Here is a 25,669-nt window from a genome sequence, read left to right on the forward strand (position 1 = left end):
AATATTCTATTCTTTTTCTAAAAGTAGAATTATACAATTGTTATATGAATAAAGTTATCTCACATTCCCTTTTTACCGATTTTGACATCGATTTATTTAAAGCAGGGAAACATTTCCGATTATACGAAAAACTAGGTGCGCATCTTGTAACAGTTGATGGCATTAAAGGCGTTTATTTTGCGGTTTGGGCTCCTACGGCTCATTCGGTATCAGTGGTTGGGGATTTCAATTTTTGGACACAAGGGGAACATCTGCTGCAAGTTCGTTGGGATTCTTCAGGGATTTGGGAAGGTTTTATTCCAAATATAGAAAAAGGAACAACCTATAAATATAAAATCCAATCTAATAATGGTGGAATTATCACCGAAAAAGCAGATCCATTTGCTTTTTATTGTGAGAAACCGCCACATACAGCCTCAGTGGTTTGGGATCTGGATTACAAATGGAAAGATACCCACTGGATGGAATCGCGTAAAAACCATAACGGTTTAGACAAGCCTTATTCTGTCTATGAAGTACATTTAGGTTCCTGGAAGCGTCATACCGAAGACAATCGCTTTTTGACTTATCTTGAATTTGCCGAAGATTTAGTCCATTATGTAAAAGAAACAGGCTTTACTCACGTTGAGTTTATGCCTATAATGGAATATCCTTATGATCCGTCTTGGGGATATCAATTGGTTGGGTATTTTGCGCCGACTTCCCGTTTCGGGAACCCACAGGATTTCATGGTTTTAGTAGATAAATTGCACCAAGCAGGAATTGGCGTAATTCTGGATTGGGTTCCTTCTCATTTTCCGGATGATGCACATGGTTTAGGATTTTTTGACGGATCCAATCTTTTTGAACATCCTGATCGAAAAAAAGGCTATCATCCGGATTGGAAAAGTTTGGTTTTTAATTATGGACGTAATGAAGTTAGGTCGTTCTTGATAAGTAATGCGCTGTTTTGGCTGCAGTATTATCATGCTGACGGGCTTCGAGTAGATGCCGTCGCTTCTATGTTATATCTGGATTATTCCAGAAAAGAAGGGGAATGGGAGCCTAATATTTATGGAGGTAGAGAAAATCTTGACACCATAAGTTTTTTGAAGGAATTCAATGAAGCAGTTTATTCTAATTTTGAAGGAGTGCAAACCATAGCTGAGGAAAGCACTTCTTTTCCAATGGTTTCAAGACCTACATCCGTTGGCGGTTTAGGCTTTGGTATGAAGTGGATGATGGGCTGGATGCATGATACTTTGGACTATTTTCAAAAAGAAACGGTTTACAGAAAATACCATCAAAACGATTTGACTTTTTCGATGACTTACGCGTTCTCCGAAAATTTCATGTTACCGCTTTCTCACGACGAAGTGGTTTACGGGAAAAAATCTATCGCTGGAAGAATGCCAGGTGATGAATGGCAGAAATTTGCGAATTTACGATTGTTATACGGCTATATGTTTACACATCCCGGAACAAAATTATTATTCATGGGAAGTGAATTTGGGCAAAGTAGCGAATGGAATTTTGAAAAGAGTTTAGATTGGCATTTATGGGAATATCCGTATCATGAAGGCGTAAAAAAATTGATTACTGATTTGAATAAATTATATAAAACCCAACCGGCACTGTATGAAAAACAATTTAGCCCAGAAGGTTTTGAATGGATTAATTATTCGGATCATCAAAATGCAGTGATGTCTTTCATCCGAAAAGGAAATAACCAAAAAGACGATGTGATTGTAGTTTGTAACTTTACTCAAGTTGTTCGCTCCAATTACCGTATTGGTCTGCCAAGAAAAGGAAGACTAACAGAAATTTTTAATAGTGATGCCAAAATTTATGGCGGAAGTGGGGTAACCAATCATGGCAAATTAACAATTGAAGCGATGCCTTATGATGGAAAGGATTACTCAATTGAATTGCTTTTGCCGCCTTTGGGTGTAACGGTTTTCAAAATTTTATAAAACAAAGAGATTTGGAGATTTAGAGAAGCTGATTTTTAACAAAGAGGTTTAGAGATAAAGAGGCATTCACGGCAAAATGAACATTTTTGTAAACAAACAATTATGTCAGAAGGCAAATTTGTATTTCTAAACGAATATTACAACCAATTGCCCTAAATAAAACAGAAATAAAAACCAACCTCTCTAAATCTCTAGGCCTCTTTGTTAATAACAAAACAATCCCTCTTAATCTCTAAATCTCATTGTTTAAAAACTACAACGTTTTCGCGAATAAACATCAGATTTACATGTGCTTAACAAGGTTTTTTGTAAGTTTGAAAACCAAAAAAATGATTAAAATTAATTTCACAAGATATGATCACAAATACAGAATTAGAATATAAAGGAGATTTATATCCTTCAAAAATAGTTTCTTTTGAGCATGAAGTAGATTCAGTCTATTTTCATACCGGTAATAGTGTAATCCTAAAAGTAACCGTATTAAGAGATAGTTTAATCCGATTTCGGTTTACTACAAAAGGATATTTCAGCAATGATTTTTCTTATGCAATTGATAAAAGCCATTCTCATGGATATAATTTTCTTGAGGTTTCTGAAGTGGAAGATTATTATCAGATAAAAACCAGTAAAGTACAATGTAGAATTCAAAAAACTGACATGCGATTGTCTATTTTTGATTTGGATGAAAATATTATACTAGAAGATGAATTGGGTTTTCATTGGGAAGAAAGCTATGAATATGGCGGTAATATCGTAAAAATGAGTAAGGCTTCCAAAGATGGTGAATGCTTTTACGGACTTGGCGATAAAGCAACCCAAATGAATTTGAAGGGAAAGAGACTGGAGAATTTTGCTACGGATCAATATGCTTTTCAAAAAGACCAAGAGCCGTTATACAAAGTCGTTCCGTTTTACATTGGTTTACAAAACAAGCAATCGTACGGAATTTTCTTCGACAATACTTTTAGAACGTATTTTGATTTTTGTCATGAAAGAAGGAATGTAACGAGTTATTGGGCCGAAGGTGGAGAGATGAATTACTATTTCATTTACGGACCGCAAATGCAGGATGTTGTTACTACGTATACTGATTTGACTGGAAAACCGGAATTGCCGCCGCTTTGGGCACTGGGATACCACCAATGTAAATGGAGTTATTATCCGGAAAGTAATTTGAAAGAAGTTGCAGCCAAATTCAGGGAATTAAAAATTCCATGCGATGCGTTGTATTTGGATATTGATTATATGGAAGGCTTTAGATGTTTCACCTGGAACAAAGAATATTTTCCCGATCCAAAACGAATGGTAACAGAATTAGCCGAAGATGGTTTCAAAACAGTTGTAATCATTGATCCGGGAATAAAAATTGACAAAGAATACGCTGTATATAAAGAAGCCTTAGAAAAAGATTATTTCTGCAAAAGAGCCGATGGTCCGTATATGAAAGGAAAAGTATGGCCGGGAGAATGTAACTTTCCAGATTATACAAACCCGGCAGTAAGAGAATGGTGGGCTGGATTATTTAAAGAATTAATTTCAGATATTGGAGTAAAAGGAGTGTGGAATGATATGAACGAACCTGCGGTTATGGAAGTTCCCAATAAAACATTTCCTATGGATGTACGTCACGATTACGATGGAAATCCTTGCAGTCATAGAAAAGCACACAATATTTATGGTACGCAAATGGCCAGAGCAACGTATCACGGTGTGAAACGATTTGCTTACCCAAAAAGACCTTTTGTAATAACAAGATCAGCATACGCAGGAGCACAGCGCTACACGTCTTCTTGGACAGGAGATAATGTGGCCACTTGGGAACATTTGTGGATTGCAAATATTCAAGTACAACGCATGTCTATTTCCGGGATGGGTTTCACGGGATCAGATATTGGTGGATTTGCGGAACAGCCTTCAGGAGAGCTATATGCACGTTGGATTCAATTGGGTGTTTTTCATCCTTTTTGCAGAACACACTCTTCTGGTGATCATGGCAATCAGGAACCATGGGCATTTGACGAGGAAGTAATAGATATCACTAGAAAATTCGTAAATTTACGGTATCAATTATTACCATACTTGTATACCATGTTTTGGCAATACATTGAAGAGGGAATTCCAATGCTAAAACCATTGGTATATTATGATCAGGAAGATATTCAAACGCATTACAGAAATGATGAATTTGTTTTTGGGAACCAAATTTTAGTATGTCCTATTTTAGAACCTAATGCTTTAGGTAGAAGAATGTATATTCCTAGAGGGCAGTGGTATAATTATTGGACCAATGAGACAGTTAATGGAGGAAAAGAAATCTGGGTAGATACTAAATTCGATGAAATTCCAATTTTTGTAAAAGCAGGAGCAATCATTCCTAAATATCCGGTGCAACAATATGTTGGAGAGTTAGAATTTGATGAGTTAACATTAGATATTTACTACAAAGAAGGAAAAGAAAAGTCAGTAGTTTATGAAGATGCTCAAGACGGTTATGATTACAAAAAAGGGAGGTATAGTTTCTTATCGTTTCAAACAACCGGTAAAGAGAAAGAACTGATTATTCAGCTGCATAAAGAAGGAAAATATGACACGAATTATTCGAAATATAAAATAAATTTTATCGGATTACCATTTAAAGTTAAAATGATTGAAATTGATAATGTGGAAGTGTCATTTGATGAAAATACTTTAGAAAATAATGACTACTTGGTTGTAGATAAGGAATTTACAACGTTGCATATAACAGGTGAATAACAAAAAAGTTGATATATTTACATTTAATTATGTAAATATAAATGTTTATAATAATTGTATTTTTGTTTAATATTTAAAATCTAAAATTATGAAAAAGCATTTATTAGTAGGGATTTTTGCAGTAGGATTGGTTTATTCCTGTGCTACTAATCCACTTACAGGAAAAAAAAGCCTAAATTTTGTTTCTAATAGTGAGTTGTTTCCAACATCTTTTCAGCAATATGGTACTTTTTTAAAGAAAAATAAAGTGATTACCGGAACTGAAGATGCTAAAAAAGTAGAAACGGTTGGGTTGCGAATTAAAGCAGCGGCAGAAAAATATTTAACCTATTTAGGGCAAACACAATATTTGAATGAGTATCGTTGGGAATATAAATTAATTGACAATAAAGAAGTTAATGCTTGGTGTATGCCCGGTGGAAAAATTGTTGTTTATTCCGGTATTTTACCAATCACTAAAAATGATGCTGGTTTAGCAACTGTAATAGGACATGAAGTTTCTCACGCATTAGCCAATCATGGGGCACAGCGTATGAGCGCAGCTCAATTGCAGCAATTAGGAGCTGTAGGAGTTGCAGTTGCTACAGGAGGTAAGAGTGAAGAAAATCAACAAATCTGGCAACAAGCTTATGGTGTAACAACGCAATATGGTGCAATGCTCCCTTTTAGCAGAGGACATGAAACGGAAGCGGATAAAATAGGACTTACTTTAATGGCAATTGCAGGGTATAACCCGGATGAATCTATTGTTTTTTGGCAAAGAATGGCTGCACAATCTGCGGGACAAGCGCCACCGGAATTTTTAAGCACACACCCATCTGATGCAACAAGAATTACAAATCTAAAAGCACTAATTCCAGAAGCAAAAGCTTTAGCAACTAAAGTTGGTGTTATTTACAGATAGTACTTATAGTATTATAAAAACAGTTAAACAGGCTGTCCTTGAAAGGGATAGCCTATTTTTTTTGAATTTAAGTTATAAAATATTACGGTTGTTGGCATTCATTAATGATTTGTTAATGCATAAATTATTTGCTTTTTAGATCATTCTTAACAAAAAATAAATAAATTCGCATCGCAAACAACAACAATATGGCAGATTTACCAAAAGGGAGTAAAAAATTATTAAACGCTTGGGCTTTTTATGATTGGGCGAATTCAGTTTACCCATTAGTGATTACCTCTGCCGTTTTTCCGATATTTTACGAGGCCTTATTTGTCGATAGGGACTATTACATCCATGTTTTTGGAACGAGTATTAAGAATTCGGCCTTAATTAGCTTTGTTACTGCGGTAGCCGTTTTAGTTGTAGCTTTGATTTCTCCTTTTTTGTCTGGAATTGCTGATTATGTGGGAAATAAGAAATCCTTCATGCAGTTTTTCTGTTACTTGGGCGCCTTATCTTGTGTGGGTCTGTATTGGTTTAGTTTAGAAAATATTTATATCAGCTTGCTCTTTTATTTATTAGGCTTAATAGGTTTTTGGGGAAGTGTGGTGTTTTATAATTCCTATTTGCCAGACATTGCATTTGTAGAGCAACAAGATGGAGCCAGTGCCAAAGGATATTCCCTTGGTTATATAGGAAGCGTTATCTTGTTAATCATCAATCTAGGAATGATTATGCAGCCCGAATTTTTTGGAATAACTGGAACCAAAGGACAGGCCGCCATGAAAGCCATGCGTTATTCTTTTGTTACGGCAGGAATTTGGTGGATTCTTTTCAGTCAATACACCTATTATTTTTTGCCAAAAGGCAACAAAAATGCAGATCGTAAAGTGACACACCATGTTGTTTTTAATGGTTTTAGAGAATTAAAAAAAGTTTGGGATTTATTGGAACACAATAAGGCTTTAAAAAGCTACCTGCTTAGCTTCTTTGTTTACGGCATGGCGGTGCAAACCGTGATGCTCATAGCCGCCTATTTTGGAACCCAGGAAATTGCTTGGGAATCTAAAAGTGAAGGTACAATTGGTTTAATTATTTGTGTTCTATTGACCCAGTTGGTTGCTATTTTAGGTGCGGTTTTAACTTCTAGAGCTTCGGCGAAGTTCGGAAACATTCCTACTTTGATAGCTCTCAATTGCTTTTGGGTTTTAGTTTGTGCTGTAGTTTATTTTATCACCTTGCCCATTCAATTTTATATTATGGCGGGTTTTGTGGGGCTGGTGATGGGAGGAATTCAGACCTTGTCTCGTTCCACCTACTCTAAATTGCTACCGGAAACCGAGGATACCGCTTCGTTTTTTAGTTTTTATGATGTTGCCGAAAAAGTGGGAATTGTTATTGGGATGTGCATTTATGGCATTATCGACCAGATTACCGGAAGCACAAGACTTGCTATTGTATTTTTGGGAGCCTTTTTTGTTATTGGTATTGTTTTGTTGAAAAGAGTGCCAAAAAAAGGTGTTCTAAATTAATAAAACACCTTGATTAAGATAATTAACTAGAAAGAATTAAGCTCTCGAAATAGCTCCTGAGCCATTCACTTTCGTATCTTTTTTCTTTGGATCTCCAGTGTATTCAATATCTCCGGAACCAGAAACTCTGGCATGAAGACTTTCACTGCAAAAAACTTTGCTGTCTCCTGAACCAGAAACGGTAATCTTTGCGTTTTTAGATTTTAAATCACCCGCATCAATATCACCGGAACCGTTTAAATTACTATTGAAATTTTCAGTTTTACCTTTTAGAACGACATCTCCCGAACCACTTAAGTTGACATCAAAGTCATTTGCTTCAACATTTAAATTCATATCACCTGAACCTGCTAATTTAGCTGAAAATGATTTCGATTTAATACTGTTTTTAGTTATTACATCACCTGAACCAGTCAAAGAAACTTGACTGATACTTTCGAAAGGGACAACTATCACAATTTGTTTTCCTTTGCTGGTACTGATTTGTTTGTTCTTTTCAGTAGAAATTTTCAATATTTGATCGACAACTTCAACTTTGATGTAAGGCAATAAATTTTCTTCCCCTTTTATAGTAATGCTTCCTTCTTTTCCCGAAACTAATTCGACATCAAAAAATCCAGTTATTGCAATTCCATCATAAGAAGCTGTACTTCTTTTTTCAGAAGTTACTTTTCCATTGCCTTTTATTTTTTGATTGGATGACCATTGGGCATGAGTCATTGTAGTTAGTAATAAGGTGCAACTAACAAATAATTTGATTGAATTTTTCATAAATAAAGTTTTAAGGTTGTTATTTTTTTAATAGTATTACATTTCCGTAATCTGAAATTATAGATACATTGTTGACTCCTTTTTTCTTGTAAAAACCACTGTATTTTTTCAAGTTATGTGAGTCTTCTTTAGAATTTATTTCTAATTCATTGTCATGTTTAAAAGTAGCATATTTTACTGTCACATTAAAATCAAAAGCATAATTAGCATCAAATCCAATGTTTATTCCAGTGTAACCTGCTGCAATATTAATTGTATTGGCTTTGGCGTTAATAGTTCCAATAGTTACATTGCTGTATTTTGTGGACAGTTTCAAATTATTAGATAATTCACCAACTTTGAGGGTTAAATAGTTCCCGGTTGCATCTAAGGATTTTACATTCTGAATTTTAATATTTCCGTATTTACTGATGTATTTAACCACATCACTTTCTTGAATATCTACATCAGTATAATCAGAAGCCAAATCTAGTTTTGTGACTTCTCCAATTTTTAAATTCGAATACTTCGCCGTAATAGTTGCATTTTTTAAAAATGAAATAGTCGAGTTAGAGCAGTATTCTACTAGAATGTTACTTGAGTTTCCGGATAATCTGCCTAGTGCTATTTTGCCGTATTTACATTTAATTTCAGCCTCAGAGAATAAGTCCGGTGTAGTGATATTTCCATATTTATTATGGAGTTTTACACTTCCATTTTTTGGAATTTTTAGCGTATAATTGATCTGAAAACTATTGTTTTTACCATTACTCTTATAACTGGAGTTTCCCAAAATGGTTTTTGCAGTAATCATCCCTTTCAGCGCAATTATATCAACATCAATAGCGTTGATACGTTGGTTGACCCAATTTTCATTATCGCCACTTACTTTTATAACAATATCCAATTCGGTTTTATCTTTATCCCACGTTGTTACTGAAATATTGCCGTAAGAATTATCGATATAAAGACCCGCATCCGAATTTACGAAATAGGTTTTTTTAATGGTTTTTTGTTTGGTATGGATATAATCAGGATCATTGGAAAATCCTAAAAAGGGAACTAAAACGAATAATAGGAGTAGTTTAAATTGTTTTTTCATCAGAAATATTTTTTAATTTTTCATTGTTTTCAATGTGTAACAGTACATTTTGTAAAAAAGAAATTCGTGTTTGAAGATTGCTGATCATCGCATAAATAATTTGCTTACTTTCTCCATTTGTTTCTAATTCCTTAATTATTTTTTCATAATCACTATCTAATGTTCTCATTTGTTTGAGTGCATCGGAAATTATTTTTTCATTTTCAGGTGATTTTTTTTCTTTTATTTTTTCTAATTCATTTTCAATTAAAACAGTAAAAATAGAATCTGTTTGTTTGGTTTCTCTTGATGCAAATCGTAGCTCTTCTGTTTTTTTAGGAGTATTGTTGAAGATAGAAAGTCCTAACATAACAACGATAGAAGCAGCGATACCAATAGAAACGAAACGTTTCCAATTGGATTTTTTAGACTTTAATTTTTTTATAAATCGTTCCTCATGATTACTTTCAAGAGTCTCGACATCCCATTGATTTTCAAATTTGTCAAATAACTTGTCCAGTTTTTTATTTTCCTTTTTCATATTTCCTCTAATTTTTTTCTTAAACAATCTTTGGCTCTGCTCAGTGTAGTTCTACAATTGGCATAACTGATATTTAGAATTTCGCTGATTTCTTCCTGGTCATAACCTTCGATAAAAAAAAGAGTCAAAACCATTCTGTAATTATATTTTAGAGCGTTGATGACCTCTAAAATTTGTTTTACTTTTAATTCATTGAAATTTGTGCTTTCAGTTAAAGCCGTTTCGTTTTCTTCAATTTTATAAAGCGTTGTAGTAAAATCTTCCGGTTTGAATTGATTGTTTTTTTTGTAAAAATCAATACTACAGTTCACGATAATTCTTTTTAACCAAGCGCCAAAAGCAACTTCTTGTTTATAGTCGTTTATCTTAGTGAATGCCTTTAAAAAACCTTCCTGCATTACATCTTCAGCAAAATGGACATCTTTGACAATCCGAAAGGACACATTATACATCGCTTTTGCATAGCGATTGTAAACCTCGCACTGTGCTTTTTGATTTTTTTGCCTGCAAAGCAAGATTAATTCTTCGATATTATAGTTGGTTAAACTCAAACAGCTGATTTTAGTTTATTATAAGGACTAGAGGTTTTTGCATTTGTTACAGTTTTATAAAAATATGTTTTTTTTGTTTGAATACGTTCAATTATAATTTATAAGATTTAATTTTAATCTATTGATAATGAGTTGTTAATCATTGTTTGCGTGTGTAATTTAACAAGAATTTCACATAATAAAAACAATTTTGTAATAATTTTACATTCGAATTTTAACAATTAAAAAATAAATACATGAAAAAGTTTATCGTTTTATTTATTCCAGTTTTAGTTTTAGGATTAATTTTTACATCTTGTTCAAATGAAAAAGTTGAAAATATTACGGATAGTAATGCCAAATCCGGTACTTTAAAAGTAGATTTTGATGGAAAAACTTTTGTTTCAACCTCTGTTCAAGCATTAGTTAATGACAGTTATATTTCTATAACTGGACTTAGAGCTCCAAATGGCGATTTTGTTCAAATCACTTTACCATCCAGCAAAGTTGGCACTTATACTTGGAAAAGTGTTGAAGCAGCTGGAGGGGTAATGGCATTAGCCTATATTCCATCTAATGGTGTTGAGGGGTTTGTCAGTGAACCCAAAGGTTCGGGTGGCGCTTCAGATTTCCCAAAATATACTGATACTGCCAGTATAACTATTTCTTCAATTGATACAGCCAATAAAAAAATATCAGGAACTTTCCAATTTACAGGAGCTAAATTTACGGATCAAACAGGAACCAGTATTGAAACAAAAGTGATGACAAACGGCTCTTTTACAAATATTTCATATACAGCTGACACACCCGCTCCATTGGGAAATAGTTTTTCTGCAAAATTAGATGGGGTAGCTTTCATTCCAACAAATACAACGGCTCTAAATCTTATGGACAAAATAAATATTTCTGCCAGAAGAGGAAGTGTCGAAACTATTGGGTTGTCTTTTCCCAATACCATAATTTCTGGAACTTATAATTTGGAGTCAATTGGGACTTATATTGGAGTATATAACAAAAATGCGAATAGTGATGGTTCGGGTATATTTGGTGCTGATACTGGTACCATCACGATTACAAGTCATGATAAAGTAAATAAAAAAGTATCAGGAACTTTTAAATTTTCAGCCAATTCATTTTTTTCTACCGAAAAACATACCATTACTGAGGGAACTTTTAGTGTTTCGTATTAATCTCGACACCGTTTTTATTAAATCCGCCTTTGTGCGGATTTTTTTATGAACCAAAATCAATTTAATAGATTGAATTTGTCTAAATCAAATCTATTTTAGATCCGTTTTGGCATAATGATTGTCTTTTTAAGAGTTAAGCAAATTATGACTGTTAAACATAGATTTTATATAAAAAGACTACTTTGAAACCTTATATTTGCTTAAATAATGAAATTTTTAATGACAAAAAGACTTAAATAATATATGTCAAATCATAAAATACTTACTATTGACAATCTGTCACTTCAAGAATTTGATTCGGAAGCAGATTTAATTCCACTTTTGACTCCCGAGGACGAGGAGGAAATGAATAATGAGGCTTTACCGGAATCATTGGCTATTTTGCCTTTGCGAAATATGGTTTTATTTCCCGGAGTAGTAATACCAATTACTGCTGGTCGTGATAAATCAATAAAACTGATTAATGACGCTAATGCTACCGGTAAAACGATAGGAGTTGTTGCTCAAAAAAATGAGGAGGATGAAGATCCAACCAAAGACGATATCCATTCAATAGGAACTGTAGCCCGAATTTTGCGTGTACTAAAAATGCCTGATGGCAATATCACTGTAATTCTTCAAGGTAAAAAACGTTTTGAAATTGATTCAGTTGTTTCTGAAACGCCATATATAACTGCGAAAATTAAGGAAGTTCCTGAAAAAAGGCCTAAGAAAAACGATACTGAGTTTGTGGCAATTCTGGATTCAATCAAAGAATTAGCGATTCAAATCATTAAAGAAAGCCCAAATATTCCAAGCGAAGCAACCTTTGCCATCAAAAATATTGAGAGCCAATCATTCTTAATCAATTTTGTTACTTCAAACATGAACTTGTCTGTTAAAGAGAAACAAGATTTATTAGCGATTAATGAATTGAAAGGAAGGGCTTTAGAGACTTTACGATATATGAATGTTGAGTTGCAAAAACTCGAATTAAAAAATGACATTCAATCAAAAGTTCGTTTCGATTTAGACCAACAACAACGCGAATATTTCCTTCACCAACAAATGAAAACCATTCAGGAAGAATTGGGTGGCGTTTCCCAAGAAGAGGAAATGGATGAAATGTTACAGAAGTCTTTGACCAAAAAATGGGACGAAAAAACCAAAAAACATTTCGAAAAAGAATTGTCTAAAATGCGTCGCATGAATCCGCAAGCGCCAGATTTTGGAATTCAAAGAAACTATCTGGAGCTGTTTTTAGAATTGCCTTGGGATGAATATTCTAAAGATGATTTCGATTTAAAAAAAGCACAGAAAATTCTTGACAGAGACCATTTTGGTCTTGAAGATGTTAAGAAAAGAATGATAGAGCATTTGGCAGTTTTAAAATTGCGAAATGATATGAAGTCTCCAATTATTTGTTTGACAGGACCTCCGGGAGTTGGAAAAACATCAATTGGACGCTCCATTGCAGAAGCTTTAGGTAGAAAATATGTTAGAATTTCTCTTGGTGGTTTACGTGATGAAGCGGAGATTCGCGGACATAGAAAAACGTATATTGGCGCCATGCCGGGAAGAATTATTCAAAGTTTGAAAAAAGCCGGAACATCAAATCCTGTTTTTGTTTTGGATGAAATTGATAAATTATCAAATAGCAATCAAGGTGATCCCTCTTCGGCATTACTGGAAGTTTTAGATCCGGAACAAAACAATTCGTTTTATGATAATTTCCTTGAAATGGGATATGATTTGTCTAAAGTGATGTTTATTGCGACTTCCAATAATATGGCTGCGATTCAACCTGCATTGAAAGACAGAATGGAAATCATCAAAATGTCTGGCTATACGATTGAAGAAAAAGTAGAAATTGCGCGTCAGCATTTGTTTCCAAGACAATTGAAAGAACACGGTTTGACGACCAAAGATTTAACCATTGGTAAAAAACAATTAGAGAAAATCGTCGAAGGATACACTCGTGAATCGGGTGTTCGTGGTTTAGAAGCCAAAATTGCTCAAGTAATCCGTAATGCAGCCAAATCAGTTGCGATGGAAGAAGAGTATAACAAAAAAGTAACGGACGACGATATCATAAAAGCACTTGGTGTTCCAAGATTAGAAAGAGATAAATACGAAAACAATGATGTTGCCGGTGTGGTAACTGGTTTGGCTTGGACTTCTGTTGGTGGTGATATTCTGTTTATAGAATCGTTACTTTCTCCAGGAAAAGGGATCATGACCATTACCGGAAATTTAGGTACGGTAATGAAAGAATCAGCAACCATTGCTTTAGAATATATCAAGGCGAATGCGAAACTTTTAGGGTTGGATTCAGAGATACTTTCTAAATATAATATTCACTTGCACGTTCCGGAAGGCGCCACTCCAAAAGACGGTCCAAGTGCCGGAATTGCAATGTTGACGTCATTAGTTTCCTTGTTTACACAAAAACGAGTGAAGAAAAACTTGGCCATGACAGGAGAAATCACCTTGCGTGGGAAGGTTTTGCCAGTAGGCGGAATCAAAGAAAAGATTCTGGCTGCCAAAAGAGCCAATATCAAAGAAATTATTCTGTGTCACGAAAACAAAAGTGATATTGATGAAATAAAACCAGAATATCTGGAAGGACTTTCTTTTCATTATGTTAAGGAAATGAGCGAAGTATTGAAATATGCTTTGACCGATCAGAAAGTAAAGAATGCCAAGGATTTAAAATAAAAATTAATTCCATCCCGATAGCTTCGGGATAAAATTCCAAATTCTAAAACCTGATTTTCAGTGCTTAGAATTTGGAATTTTTATTTGCAATTACGAGTTTTAAAGTTGCCATTTATTGTATTTATAATTTTATCTTCGCAGTTGCGTTTTACCTTACATAAGTTGCAATTTAAAGTATGTTGAAAAAACTTTTACTATACTCCTTATTTTTCATTTGTTCTGTGTCTTACAGTCAAATAGGAGGTAAGTATACCTATCAGTTTTTGAACTTGGTTACTTCACCAAGACAAGCCGCGTTGGGCGGAAAAGTTATCACGATTTATGATGATGACGTCAATCAATCCCATTTTAATCCGGCAACTATAAATGCAGAAATGGACAATCATCTGGCTTTAAATTATGGAAGTTATTTTAAGGAAGTAACCTACGGAACGGCTTCTTACGCTTATACCTACGATCGTCATTTACAAACCTTTCAGGCTGGAGTAAATTATGTGAACTATGGTAATTTTGAAGGGTATGACGAAAATGGTCAGCCAACTTCAGACTTTACCGGAAGTGAAATTGCCCTTTCTTTTGGGTATGCCTATACTATTCCTAATACCACTATTCATTTAGGTGCCAGTGCCAAGCTGATTTCTTCTACCTTAGAAAGTTATAATTCTTTTGGTGGCGCAATTGATATTGGAGCACTTTTTATAGATGAAAAAAATGATGTGAATTGGGGTTTGGCTATTCGAAATATTGGAACCCAATTTTCTACGTATAATGGTACAAACGAAAAACTGCCACTCGAAATCATTGCGGGCGTTTCACAAGAATTAGAAAATGTACCTATTCGCTGGCATCTTACTTTGGAAAATTTACAGCAATGGAATATAGCTTTTTCGAATCCGGTCCGAGCAGAATCGTCATTTGACGGTACGGAGACCGAAGAAAAAATTTCATTTGTAAATAATGCGTTGCGACATGTGATTGTGGGAGTGGAGCTTTTTCCTAAAAAAGCATTTAATTTGCGTGTGGGATATAATTTTCGAAGAGCGGAGGAATTACGTCTTCAGGAACAACGTAATTTTTCGGGAGTTTCATTAGGTTTCGGGCTTAAGTTGAATAAACTGAAATTTAATTACTCGTATTCCAGATACACATTGGCAGGAAATACAAGCCTTTTTGGGTTAACCGTTAACTTTCAAGAATGATTTTTCTCCTTTGAAATTAATGGCAAAACAATTTGATTAATTATTAAAATTTAAATACAATATTTTGAAAAAAATTACCATAGCAATTGACGGATTTTCCTCTACAGGGAAAAGTACATTGGCCAAACAACTCGCGAATCATTTAGGATATATCTACGTTGATACCGGAGCAATGTACCGTGCCGTAACTTTATTTGCGATGCAAAATGGTTACATAAATGCGGATTCTTTTGATAAACAAACCTTAATTAATAGTTTGCCAAATATAAAATTGCAATTCAAATTCAATGCTGATTTGGGTTTTGCCGAAATGTATTTGAATGAAGTAAACGTTGAAACAGAAATCAGAACGATTGAAGTTTCCAGTTTTGTGAGTAAAGTAGCTGAAGTTTCAGAGGTTCGTACCAAATTAGTCGAACAGCAAAAAGAAATGGGAAAAGACAAAGCAATAGTAATGGACGGAAGGGATATTGGTACCGTAGTTTTCCCTGATGCCGAGCTTAAAATTTTCATGACAGCAAGCGCAACTACTAGAGCGCAAAGACGTTACGATGAATTGGTTGAAAAAGGCGATAGTGTAACTTTTGAAGAAGTACTGGCAAACGTAGAAGAGCGCGATTATATCGATACACACCGTAAGGATTCCCCTTTGGTCATGGCTGAAGATGCCATAGAAATTGACAATTCTCATTTGAATCGTAAAGAACAATTCGAGCTGGTATTGGAATTAGTAAATGAAATTACTAAAACGATATAATTATTTGCAGATCTCATTTTTAATAGTAGATTTACGCCTTGTTAATTTTTAAAAAATAAAAAACAATTCATCTCATGGGAATTAAAAATAGATTGGTAATAATGAGCTTTCTTCAGTTTTTTGTTTGGGGAGCTTGGCTTATTACAATTGGAAATTATTGGTTTGGAACCAAAAATTGGGAGGGAACTCAGTTTGGTTTGGTTTTCGGTACCATGGGAATTGCATCTTTATTTATGCCAACTCTGACTGGAATTATTGCAGACAGATGGGTAAATGCCGAAAAATTATATGGCGTTTTGCATATATTATATGCAGTGGTTTTGTTTGGGATTGCTCAAGTAACGACACCCGGTACTTTTATTTATGTAATGCTTGCGGCGATGTGCTGTTATATGCCCACGATTGCTTTAAGCAACTCGATTTCTTACACTTCGTTAAAGCTAAGTAATAAAGATTTAGTAAAAGATTTTCCGCCAATACGGGTTTGGGGAACAATAGGTTTTATCGTTGCGATGTGGATTACGAATTTAAGTGGAAGTAAGTCAACGGAGTTTCAATTTTATATTGCAGGAATTGGCGCTTTAATATTAGGTATTTATTCGTTTACATTGCCAAAATGTGAGCCACAGCGTTTGACTAAAGAAAACGCATCGTGGGTTGAAACCTTAGGTTTAGAAGCATTTAAACTATTCGGGAACTACAAGATGACTTTGTTCTTTATTTTCTCGATGTTTTTGGGAGGCGCTTTGCAATTGACAAATGCGTACGGAGATGTTTTTTTGGATGAATTTAAACATTTTCCAAAATATGCGGATTCTTTTGTGATACAATATTCGACTATTATTATGTCGATTTCCCAGGTTTCGGAAACCTTATTTATTTTGGCAATTCCGTTTTTCTTGAGACGATTTGGAATCAAACAAGTGATGCTGATTAGTATGTTTGCTTGGGTTTTACGTTTTGGATTATTTGCTTTTGGAAATCCAACGGATGGACTTTGGATGATTATTATGTCTTGTATTGTGTACGGAATGGCATTTGACTTTTTTAATATTTCGGGATCCTTATTTGTAGAAAGCAATACTGATTCTAAAATACGCTCATCGGCGCAAGGATTGTTTATGATGATGACCAATGGAGTTGGAGCAGTTTTAGGAAGTTTGACTTCGGGTTGGGCGATTGATTCCTTTTTTACGAAATCGTTTAAAAATACTACTGAGTTGGCTGGATTTTTACAAACGGATGCTACAAATTCTAAAATGTTGGATTTTGTGAAAGGCCAGGGAAATTCAATTTCAGCAGATGGAATTTTTAGTAAAGAAATTTTAATGAAAGACTGGCACACGATCTGGTTGTCTTTTGCGGCGTATGCTTTGATTATAGCGATTGCTTTTGCTATCTTGTTTAAGCACAAACACGACCCAAAAGTGGTGGAGAAATACAGCCATTAAAACACCTTTTTAAATAAATGCAACCCGATAATTTGTAATGAATTATCGGTTTTTTTTATACTGAAAAAGCACCATTAAAGCTAACTAGCCCCGATGGATCCCGAAGCCTCGGGACGGGAAGGAGAGATAAAGGCGAGAGCGGGTACGTTACCCACAGAAAAGTAAAAATGCTTCGCTGCTGATTATCAATTTATTACTATTTTTTGATTGCTGATTTTCATGACAAAAAAACTTGACAGTTAAATAAAGATGTGTTACCTTTGCAAACCTTTTGGTGAGTAAGAGTTTCCTTTAGGTATCAATTAATTATACAAACAACTTCTGTTGTTTTCTATCACAGTAAGAAACTCGAGAGAATACAGAATACAAATTTTTAATCAGCATGTCTGAACAAGTAAAATCACAAGAAGAGTTTTTAGCAAATTTTAACTGGCACAATTTCGAAGAAGGTATTGATGCAGTTGATGAGAAAAACTTATTAGAATTCGAAGAACTAGTTTCAAAAACATTTATTGCTACAGATCAAGAAGAAGTAGTAGATGGAGTAGTTGTTAGAATTACAGATAGAGACGTTATCGTTGATATCAACGCAAAATCGGAAGGTGTTATTTCATTGAACGAATTCCGTTACAACCCAGCCTTAAAAGTAGGTGATACTGTTGAAGTATTAATTGACATCCGTGAGGATAAAACAGGTCAATTAGTGTTATCTCACAGAAAAGCACGTACTATCAAATCATGGGATAGAGTTATTTCGGCTAACGAAACAGGAGAAATCGTTAATGGTTTTGTAAAATGCAGAACTAAAGGTGGTATGATCGTTGACGTTTTCGGAATTGAAGCTTTCTTACCAGGATCTCAAATTGATGTTAAACCAATTAGAGACTACGATGTATATGTAAACAAAATGATGGAATTCAAAGTGGTAAAAATTAACCACGAATTCAAAAATGTTGTTGTTTCTCATAAAGCGCTTATTGAAGCGGATATCGAAATCCAGAAAAAAGAAATCATCGGTCAATTACAAAAAGGACAAGTATTAGAAGGTGTTGTTAAAAACATTACTTCTTATGGTGTGTTTATTGACTTAGGTGGTGTTGATGGATTGATTCACATTACTGACCTTTCTTGGAGTCGTATTAACCACCCAAGTGAAGTGCTGGAATTAGACCAAAAATTAAATGTTGTAATCCTTGATTTCGATGATGAGAAAACAAGAATTCAATTAGGATTGAAACAATTAAACGCTCACCCATGGGACGCTCTTGATGCTAAATTAGCTATTGGAGACAAAGTAAAAGGTAAAGTAGTTGTAATCGCTGATTACGGTGCTTTCATCGAAGTTGCTGAAGGTGTTGAAGGTTTAATCCACGTTTCTGAAATGTCTTGGTCTACTCATTTACGTTCTGCTCAAGATTTCGTAAAAGTAGGTGATGTTGTTGAAGCTGTTATCTTAACTTTAGATAGAGATGACCGTAAAATGTCATTAGGTATCAAACAATTGTCTCAAGATCCTTGGACTGATATCACTGCTAAATACCCAGTAGGTTCTAAACATACAGGTATCGTTAGAAACTTTACAAACTTTGGAATTTTCGTAGAATTAGAAGAAGGAATTGATGGATTAATTTACATCTCTGACCTTTCTTGGACTAAGAAAATCAAACACCCATCAGAATTTGTAAACGTTGGTGAGAAACTTGACGTAGTAGTATTAGAATTAGATGTTGAAGGACGTAAATTATCTTTAGGTCACAAACAAACTACTGCTAATCCTTGGGATCAGTATGAAGATTCTTTCGCTGTAGGAACTATCCACAACGGTGAAATTTCTGAAATCGTTGACAAAGGAGCTACTGTAGAATTCGGAGATGATATCGTTGCTTTCATTCCTACTCGTCACCTTGAAAAAGAAGACGGAAAGAAATTGAAAAAAGGCGATTCAGCTGATTTCAAAGTAATCGAATTCAACAAAGAATTCAAAAGAGTAGTTGCATCTCACACTGCTATCTTCCGTGAAGAAGAAGAGAAAAATGTGAAAACTGCAACTGAAAATACTTCATCTGCATCATCTACAAATGCACCAGCTGCAACTTTAGGAGATAACAATGATGTATTAGCTGCATTGAAAGCTAAAATGGAAAAATCAGAGAAAAAATAATTTCTTGAAATTTTTTTGAATATAGAAAGCTCCGCAATTTGCGGAGCTTTTTTTGTTTAAAAACTTAAAGGTGAGCTATTTAACATTTAATTTTTGTAAGAAAACCCGATATTAGATGATTTATTGATTTATATTTACATATCTAATAATCATAAAAATGAAAAAAATCTACTGTTTACTTATTATTTTTAATTTTTTGTGGAGCGTTAAGGCTCAAGTCGTTAATTTTAATTATAGTACAGAATTTAAAAGTATTTTGGTTAATACAACAGCTTCTTCTAGTGTAGCAAAGGATAAAAATGGAAACAATATTAAAATTGATATCAATGATGATAAAGAGATACAATTAAGTGAAGCATTAAATGTATATCAATTAAATATTGACAATTATAGTTTAAATATGACAGGTCCATTTGGTGTGCTCCATGGAATAGATGGAATTTCATACTTCACTAATCTAATATATTTAAATTGTAGAAGTTGTAGTATAGACAATTTGGATGTAACCCAATTAAAAAATTTAGTTGAATTAAATTGTGATTATAATTTTATTAAAAATCTGAATGTTGTTGGGTTAACAAATCTAAAAATATTAAATTGTAAACAGATTAATGATGATTTAGATTTAACGGGCCTTACTAATTTGGAATATTTGGATTGTAATAATAGTACGATGTTAACATTGGATTTATCGCAATGTCCTAATCTTATAACACTGAAGCTCTCGTTTATTAATAGTTTGAAGAATTTATCTGTATCTGGATTAAATAACTTACAAAGTGTTTTAATTACAGGGAGTTCACTAATAAATTTATCTTTTAACAATTTACCGAATTTAAAAATACTGCGTTGTAGTGAAACTGAATCTAATTACCAAAATGTTTCAAAACTTGAATTATCAGGTTTAAATAATTTAGAAGAACTGTATTGTTCTTTTAATAAAATTACAAGTTTAAATCTAATTGGCTCTGATAAACTTAAAAAGCTCGAATGCAATAATAATAGTTTAACTGGCATTTTGAACTTATCAGATAAAAAAGATTTAAAATTATTAAAGTGCCAATATAATCAAATATCCGGTTTGCTGGTAAAAAATGGTTATAAATGGACTGATTATGATATTTATTTTTTCAATAACCCAAATTTAAAATACATCTGTGCTGAAGATAATCAATATAATTTTTTTCAAAATAAAGTTTATTATAGCGGAATGTCTTCATCTACTGTTGGTATTAATTCTTATTGCACATTTACTCCCGGTGGAATTTTTTATACAATACAAGGAAATAGTAAATTAGACAGTAATAATAATGAGTGTGATACTTCAGATATAAATTTTCCAAACGTAAAATTAAATATAACTGATGGAACAACAACGGGAGTTTTTATTTCTAATTCCACAGGGAATTATTCAATTCCCGCTCAAACCGGAACACACACTATTACCCCAGTTTTAGAAAATTCAGCGTACTTCAATGTGTCTCCAACAACAATAGGCGTTACTTTTCCAACACAGGCCAGTCCTTTTACACAGGATTTTTGTGTTATGGCTAATGGTTCCCATCCCGATTTAGAAGTTACCTTATTACCATTGCAGCCTGCAAGACCAGGTTTTGATACGAAATATAAAATAGTATATAAAAACAAGGGAAATACAACACAATTAGGTTCAGTAAATCTAACTTTTAATGATGCAGTTTTAGATTTAGTTGTTGCAAATCCAATAACTTCAACTCAAACTGCAAATAATCTATCTTGGGATTTTATCAATCTAAAACCATTTGAGTCCAAAGAAATTATTGTTACACTAAACGTAAATACACAAACAGAAACACCAGCTGTTAATAATGGAGACGTTTTGGCATACACAGCAAAAATTGTTTCTTCAGTTATTGATGAAACTCCAAAAGACAATACATTCACGCTGAATCAGACGGTTGTAGGTTCGTTCGATCCAAATGATAAAACCTGCTTAGAAGGAATTACAATTACTCCAGCTTTGATTGGAGAATATGTGCATTATATGATTCGCTTTGAAAATACAGGAAATTATGCCGCACAAAACATTGTTGTGAAAGACATGATTGACTTGTCAAAATTTGATATTTCAACCTTGGTACCCACAAATGCAAGTCATTCTTATACGACCAAAATTTCTGACGGTAACAAAGTAGAATTTATCTTCGAGAATATAAATCTTCCTTTTGATGATGCGAATAATGATGGTTATATTGCTTTTAAAATAAAAACAAAACCAACGCTTGTGTTAGGAGATTCTTTTACCAATGATGCCAGTATTTATTTTGATTATAATTTTCCAATTATAACGAACAAAGCTACATCAACATTCAAAACATTAGGAACGCAAGATTTTGAGTTTTCGAATTATTTTACTGTATATCCAAATCCTGTAAATGAAATTCTGAATATTGTTACAACAAATGAAATTGAAGTGAAATCAATTGCTGTATATAATATTTTGGGACAACTGGTTCTAGCGTTTCCTAATGTAAAAGTAATCTCTAAAATTGATGTATCGAATTTAAAAACTGGAAATTATTTCATTAAAATAAATTCAGATAAAGGAAGTTCGAGTATGAAGTTCATTAAAAAATAAGTCTTGTATTTAAATGATAAAAAACCGTTTCTAATTTTAGAAACGGTTTTTTTATGAAGTATTATCTCGTCCAGTTAACTATTAGAATTTGTTTTTTTTAATTTTTGGGTTCAATTAAAGTATAAAAAAAATACCAATTCTAAATTTAGAATTGGTATTTCATATTTTATAAAAATAGTTATTATCTCAAACTTGCTCCAAGTTCAGTTTCAAAATTATTTTGCAGTTTGCTCATAATTTTATCAATTTGCGTGTCGGTTAATGTTTTAGAACTGTCTTGAATGGTAAAACTTAGCGCATATGATTTTTTACCTTCAGGAAGATTTTGACCTTCATACACATCAAATAAATTAATGTCTTTTAAGAGCGATTTCTCCGTTTGACGTGCAATAGTATAAATACTGTCATACGTCACGTTTTGATCAATTAGCAACGCTAAATCTCTACGAACTTCCGGGTATTTAGGAATCTCAGTATATTTAATCTTGGTTGAAATCAATTTCAGAATCAAAGCCCAGTTAAAATCTGCGAAAAAAACTTCTTGTTTGATTCCAAAATGTTTTAGTATTGATTTTTTAACGACTCCTAATTCTACCAGTATTTCCGTTCCAACACTAATAGCAATCCCTTCAGAAAATACATCCGAAGTTACTGGTACATTTTGTGTTTTCTGAATGCCTAATCGAGAAAGAATCCCATTTACATATCCTTTAAACAAAAAGAAATCAGTTGGTTTTTGAGCGCTGGTCCAATTTTCTTGATTTCTATTCCCAGAAAGGAATAAAGTCAGATGTTTTTTCTCTTCGTAACCGGCAAGATAGTTATGGTACGTTTTTCCAAATTCAAACAATTTCAAATCGGCATTTTTGCGATTGATATTATAAGAGATTGCTTCTAGTCCGGAAAACAATAAAGATTGACGCATGGTAGCTAAATCAGTACTTAACGGATTAAGCATTGTTACGTTGTGTGCCGGATTCAACATTTCTGAAAGTTCAACATAAGACGCAGTCGTCAATGAATTCGCCATCATTTCATTAAATCCTTGAGAATTCAATTGTGTGGCAATCACATTTTGTATTTTATAATCTTCGTTTCTTGGAGAATTAGAAACCGTAGCATTCAGTTTTTTAGAGAAATTAATATTGTTGTATCCATACACTCTCAATATCTCTTCTATAACATCTATTTCCCTCTGAACGTCAACACGGTAAGAAGGAATAGTCAATCCCAATCCAGCATCCGAAACGCTGTTTACTTTGATGTCTAATGAAACCAATATTTTCTTAATGGTATCTTTTGGTAATTCCTGTCCGATAATTTTAGCCACGTTGCTGAAGTTTAAAAACACAGAAAAGTCTTCCATTTTCTTTGGGTACACATTAACAACATCCGATGTTATTTCTCCGCCAGCTACCTCTTGAATCAATAATGCAGCACGTTTCAATGCGTATTCTGTAATAGTCGGGTCAATTCCTCTTTCAAAACGGAAAGAAGCATCAGTGTTTAATTGATGTCTTTTAGCCGTTTTACGAATGCTTACCGGATTGAAATAGGCGCTTTCTAAAAATATAGAATTGGTATTCTCAGATACTCCTGATTTTTTTCCACCAAAAACTCCTGCAATACATAAAGGTCCTTTTTCATCACAAATCATTAAATCTTCTTCGTGTAAGGTTCTTTCGATATCATCAAGTGTAGTAAATTTTGTTCCGGCAGGAAGTGTTTGAACTATTATTTTACCGTTAATTTTTGAAGCATCAAAGGCGTGAAGCGGCTGACCTAATTCGTGTAAAACGTAATTAGTAACATCGATAATATTGTTTTTTGGATTTAATCCAATGGCTTTCAATCTGTTTTGTAACCAAGCTGGGGAAGGTTTCACTTCAATTCCAGAAATCGTTACGCCACAATATCTGGGAGCAAGTTTAGGTTCTTTTACGTCAATGTCAATTTTCAAAGTTCTTTTGTCCACTCTGAAATTACTCACTGAAGGTGTAATCAATTCTACATTGACACCACTTTGCAACATTCCGGCTCTCAAATCTCGGGCAGTTCCTAAATGGCTCATCGCATCAGCACGATTGGGGGTTAATCCAATTTCGAAAACTTCGTCATTTTCAATTTTGAAAACGGTTGCAGCAGGAGTTCCGGGTAGTAATGCATCGTCGAGTATCATAATTCCGTCGTGGCTTTCACCAAGACCCAATTCATCTTCGGCACAAATCATTCCGTGACTTTCCTGTCCGCGTATTTTTCCTTTTTTGATTGAAAAAGCAACTCCAGCTGCATCGTATAATGTAGTACCAATTGTAGCAACTGGCACTTTTTGTCCCGCGGCAACATTACTGGCGCCACAAACAATCTGAATAGGAGTACCATTACCCAAGTCTACGGTAGTTATTTTTAGTCTGTCGGCATCCGGATGTTGAATACAGGTAAGAACATGTCCTACAACAATGCCTTCTAATCCGCCTTTTACCGATTGGTATTTGTCAACGATTTCTACTTCCAGACCTAAATCAGTTAGTAAAGCTGCTGTTTCTTCGGATTTCCAGTCTATTTTAATGAATTGTTTTAACCAGTTGTAAGATATTTTCATCTGTCAATTTTAATGAGATTGCAAATATAATCAATGTTTCTTGAGGTTCAAAGTTAGTAGGGAACAAAGTTTTAAAACCTTATTCTATTTTTCTGCGTCCTTTTAAATTAATTCTTCGACATGTTTTTTGATGTTTTCAGCAATTTTTTGAGTCGGCAAATCATTTTCATCGCTTCCAAAAGGGTCTTCAATTTCCTCAGCAATTAATTCTAAACTCGCCAAAACATAAAAAATAAATACGACAACCGGAACTACATAATAACCCAAACTAAAAGAATATCCAAAAGGCAAAGTCATCACATAAAAGAAGATGAATTTTTTAAGAAAAGCACTGTAAGAGTAGGGAATAGGCGTGTTTTTGATTCGTTCACAAGCGCCGCAAATATCAGTAAACGATTTTACTTCTTCGTTTAAAATAATCAGTTGATCGCCAGTTATTTTTTTAGAATCGTATAAATCATTAATCTTCTGAAACAACATTTTGGCTACCTGATTGGGTTTGTGTTTGTGATGATCAATTTCTAAATCTACATCTTCAAATAATTGTTTGCCGGTATCATCATCATTCAAATGTTTATGCAAAATGGAAGCATAACCGGGAATCATTTTTCGAAAGTATTTACGATCTTTTTCATCATGCAACATTGCCGATAATTTTATGGAGAAATTACGGCTGTTGTTGACTAATGCTCCCCACATTTTTCGACCTTCCCACCAACGGTCATACGCGGTATTGGTTCTGAAAACGAGTAATAATGAAATCACGAAACCTAACATTCCGTGCATGATCGTAATGTTTTTTACATAACTGGTGTCGGATAATTTCCAATATTCAACTTCTAAATAACCGATAATACCAGAATAAAGCCCAATAGCGAACATTATTGGCATTAATGTTCTAAAAGTGTCCGCTTTGTGAAAACGAAAAATAAAGGTGAACCAGTCTTTTGTATTGTATGAAACCAT

General features: G+C 33.7%; 17 protein-coding genes. 11 read left to right on the forward strand and 6 right to left on the reverse strand.

What is annotated here, in order from left to right; genetic code table 11:
* The first annotated feature begins 44 nt into the window (after window positions 1-44).
* The 4 genes from glgB (at window position 45) to ACNQGX_RS00080 (ending at window position 7,124) form a co-directional block, all read left to right on the forward strand.
* On the forward strand, window positions 45-1,952 hold the full coding sequence (gene glgB, locus ACNQGX_RS00065; RefSeq protein ID WP_417972880.1) for a 1,4-alpha-glucan branching protein GlgB: 1,908 nt from the start codon (window positions 45-47) through the stop codon (window positions 1,950-1,952).
* A 354-nt stretch (window positions 1,953-2,306) separates the two neighbouring features.
* Window positions 2,307-4,706 carry a glycoside hydrolase family 31 protein gene (locus ACNQGX_RS00070; protein WP_417972882.1) on the forward strand — a complete coding sequence of 800 codons (2,400 nt, stop codon included), beginning with the start codon at window positions 2,307-2,309 and terminating at the stop codon, window positions 4,704-4,706.
* A gap of 88 nt (window positions 4,707-4,794) precedes the next feature.
* The gene (locus ACNQGX_RS00075) at window positions 4,795-5,610 is read left to right on the forward strand and encodes a M48 family metallopeptidase (protein WP_417972884.1); all 816 of its coding nucleotides are present in this window, start codon (window positions 4,795-4,797) and stop codon (window positions 5,608-5,610) included.
* Window positions 5,611-5,798: 188 nt separating this feature from the next.
* The gene (locus ACNQGX_RS00080) at window positions 5,799-7,124 is read left to right on the forward strand and encodes an MFS transporter (protein WP_417972886.1); all 1,326 of its coding nucleotides are present in this window, start codon (window positions 5,799-5,801) and stop codon (window positions 7,122-7,124) included.
* Window positions 7,125-7,160: 36 nt separating this feature from the next.
* On the opposite strand, the gene ACNQGX_RS00085 is transcribed toward ACNQGX_RS00080, so the two are convergent.
* Genes ACNQGX_RS00085 through ACNQGX_RS00100 form a run of 4 tightly spaced genes read right to left on the reverse strand, consistent with a single transcriptional unit; the run spans window position 7,161 to window position 10,047 of the window.
* Window positions 7,161-7,895, reverse strand: a complete 735-nt coding sequence (locus tag ACNQGX_RS00085; protein WP_417972888.1) for a head GIN domain-containing protein — start codon at window positions 7,893-7,895, stop codon at window positions 7,161-7,163.
* 19 nt (window positions 7,896-7,914) lie between these two features.
* Complete coding sequence (locus ACNQGX_RS00090; RefSeq protein WP_417972890.1) at window positions 7,915-8,976, reverse strand: hypothetical protein; 1,062 nt, start codon at window positions 8,974-8,976, stop codon at window positions 7,915-7,917.
* Window positions 8,960-9,496, reverse strand: a complete 537-nt coding sequence (locus ACNQGX_RS00095; RefSeq protein WP_417972892.1) for an anti-sigma factor — start codon at window positions 9,494-9,496, stop codon at window positions 8,960-8,962. Before ACNQGX_RS00095 ends, ACNQGX_RS00090 begins: the two co-directional genes overlap by 17 nt.
* On the reverse strand, window positions 9,493-10,047 hold the full coding sequence (locus ACNQGX_RS00100) for an RNA polymerase sigma factor (RefSeq protein ID WP_417972894.1): 555 nt from the start codon (window positions 10,045-10,047) through the stop codon (window positions 9,493-9,495). The genes ACNQGX_RS00095 and ACNQGX_RS00100 overlap by 4 nt, the downstream gene beginning before the upstream one ends.
* A gap of 236 nt (window positions 10,048-10,283) precedes the next feature.
* Between ACNQGX_RS00100 and ACNQGX_RS00105 the strand changes: the two genes are divergently transcribed.
* The 7 genes from ACNQGX_RS00105 (at window position 10,284) to ACNQGX_RS00135 (ending at window position 22,101) form a co-directional block, all read left to right on the forward strand.
* Window positions 10,284-11,219 carry a DUF6252 domain-containing protein gene (locus ACNQGX_RS00105; RefSeq protein ID WP_417972896.1) on the forward strand — a complete coding sequence of 312 codons (936 nt, stop codon included), beginning with the start codon at window positions 10,284-10,286 and terminating at the stop codon, window positions 11,217-11,219.
* Window positions 11,220-11,462: 243 nt separating this feature from the next.
* Window positions 11,463-13,916 (forward strand): endopeptidase La, encoded by a 2,454-nt coding sequence (gene lon, locus ACNQGX_RS00110; protein ID WP_417972898.1) that lies wholly within the window; start codon window positions 11,463-11,465, stop codon window positions 13,914-13,916.
* A gap of 176 nt (window positions 13,917-14,092) precedes the next feature.
* Complete coding sequence (gene porQ / locus ACNQGX_RS00115) at window positions 14,093-15,115, forward strand: type IX secretion system protein PorQ (protein WP_417972900.1); 1,023 nt, start codon at window positions 14,093-14,095, stop codon at window positions 15,113-15,115.
* Window positions 15,116-15,179: 64 nt separating this feature from the next.
* The gene (gene cmk / locus ACNQGX_RS00120) at window positions 15,180-15,872 is read left to right on the forward strand and encodes a (d)CMP kinase (RefSeq protein WP_417972902.1); all 693 of its coding nucleotides are present in this window, start codon (window positions 15,180-15,182) and stop codon (window positions 15,870-15,872) included.
* Between the two features lie 74 nt (window positions 15,873-15,946).
* On the forward strand, window positions 15,947-17,323 hold the full coding sequence (locus ACNQGX_RS00125) for a nucleoside permease (RefSeq protein WP_417972904.1): 1,377 nt from the start codon (window positions 15,947-15,949) through the stop codon (window positions 17,321-17,323).
* A 382-nt stretch (window positions 17,324-17,705) separates the two neighbouring features.
* The gene (rpsA, locus tag ACNQGX_RS00130; RefSeq protein ID WP_131917246.1) at window positions 17,706-19,484 is read left to right on the forward strand and encodes a 30S ribosomal protein S1; all 1,779 of its coding nucleotides are present in this window, start codon (window positions 17,706-17,708) and stop codon (window positions 19,482-19,484) included.
* Window positions 19,485-19,641: 157 nt separating this feature from the next.
* On the forward strand, window positions 19,642-22,101 hold the full coding sequence (locus ACNQGX_RS00135; RefSeq protein ID WP_417972906.1) for a DUF7619 domain-containing protein: 2,460 nt from the start codon (window positions 19,642-19,644) through the stop codon (window positions 22,099-22,101).
* A 181-nt stretch (window positions 22,102-22,282) separates the two neighbouring features.
* Here ACNQGX_RS00135 and pheT read toward each other — a convergent pair whose 3' ends face one another.
* Together pheT and ACNQGX_RS00145 are read right to left on the reverse strand one after the other, a co-directional pair.
* Window positions 22,283-24,703 carry a phenylalanine--tRNA ligase subunit beta gene (pheT, locus tag ACNQGX_RS00140; protein WP_417972908.1) on the reverse strand — a complete coding sequence of 807 codons (2,421 nt, stop codon included), beginning with the start codon at window positions 24,701-24,703 and terminating at the stop codon, window positions 22,283-22,285.
* A gap of 102 nt (window positions 24,704-24,805) precedes the next feature.
* Window positions 24,806-25,669 (reverse strand): bestrophin family protein, encoded by an 864-nt coding sequence (locus ACNQGX_RS00145; protein WP_417972910.1) that lies wholly within the window; start codon window positions 25,667-25,669, stop codon window positions 24,806-24,808.

It is taken from the genome of Flavobacterium glycogeni (assembly GCF_048286775.1).
GTDB lineage: Bacteria > Bacteroidota > Bacteroidia > Flavobacteriales > Flavobacteriaceae > Flavobacterium.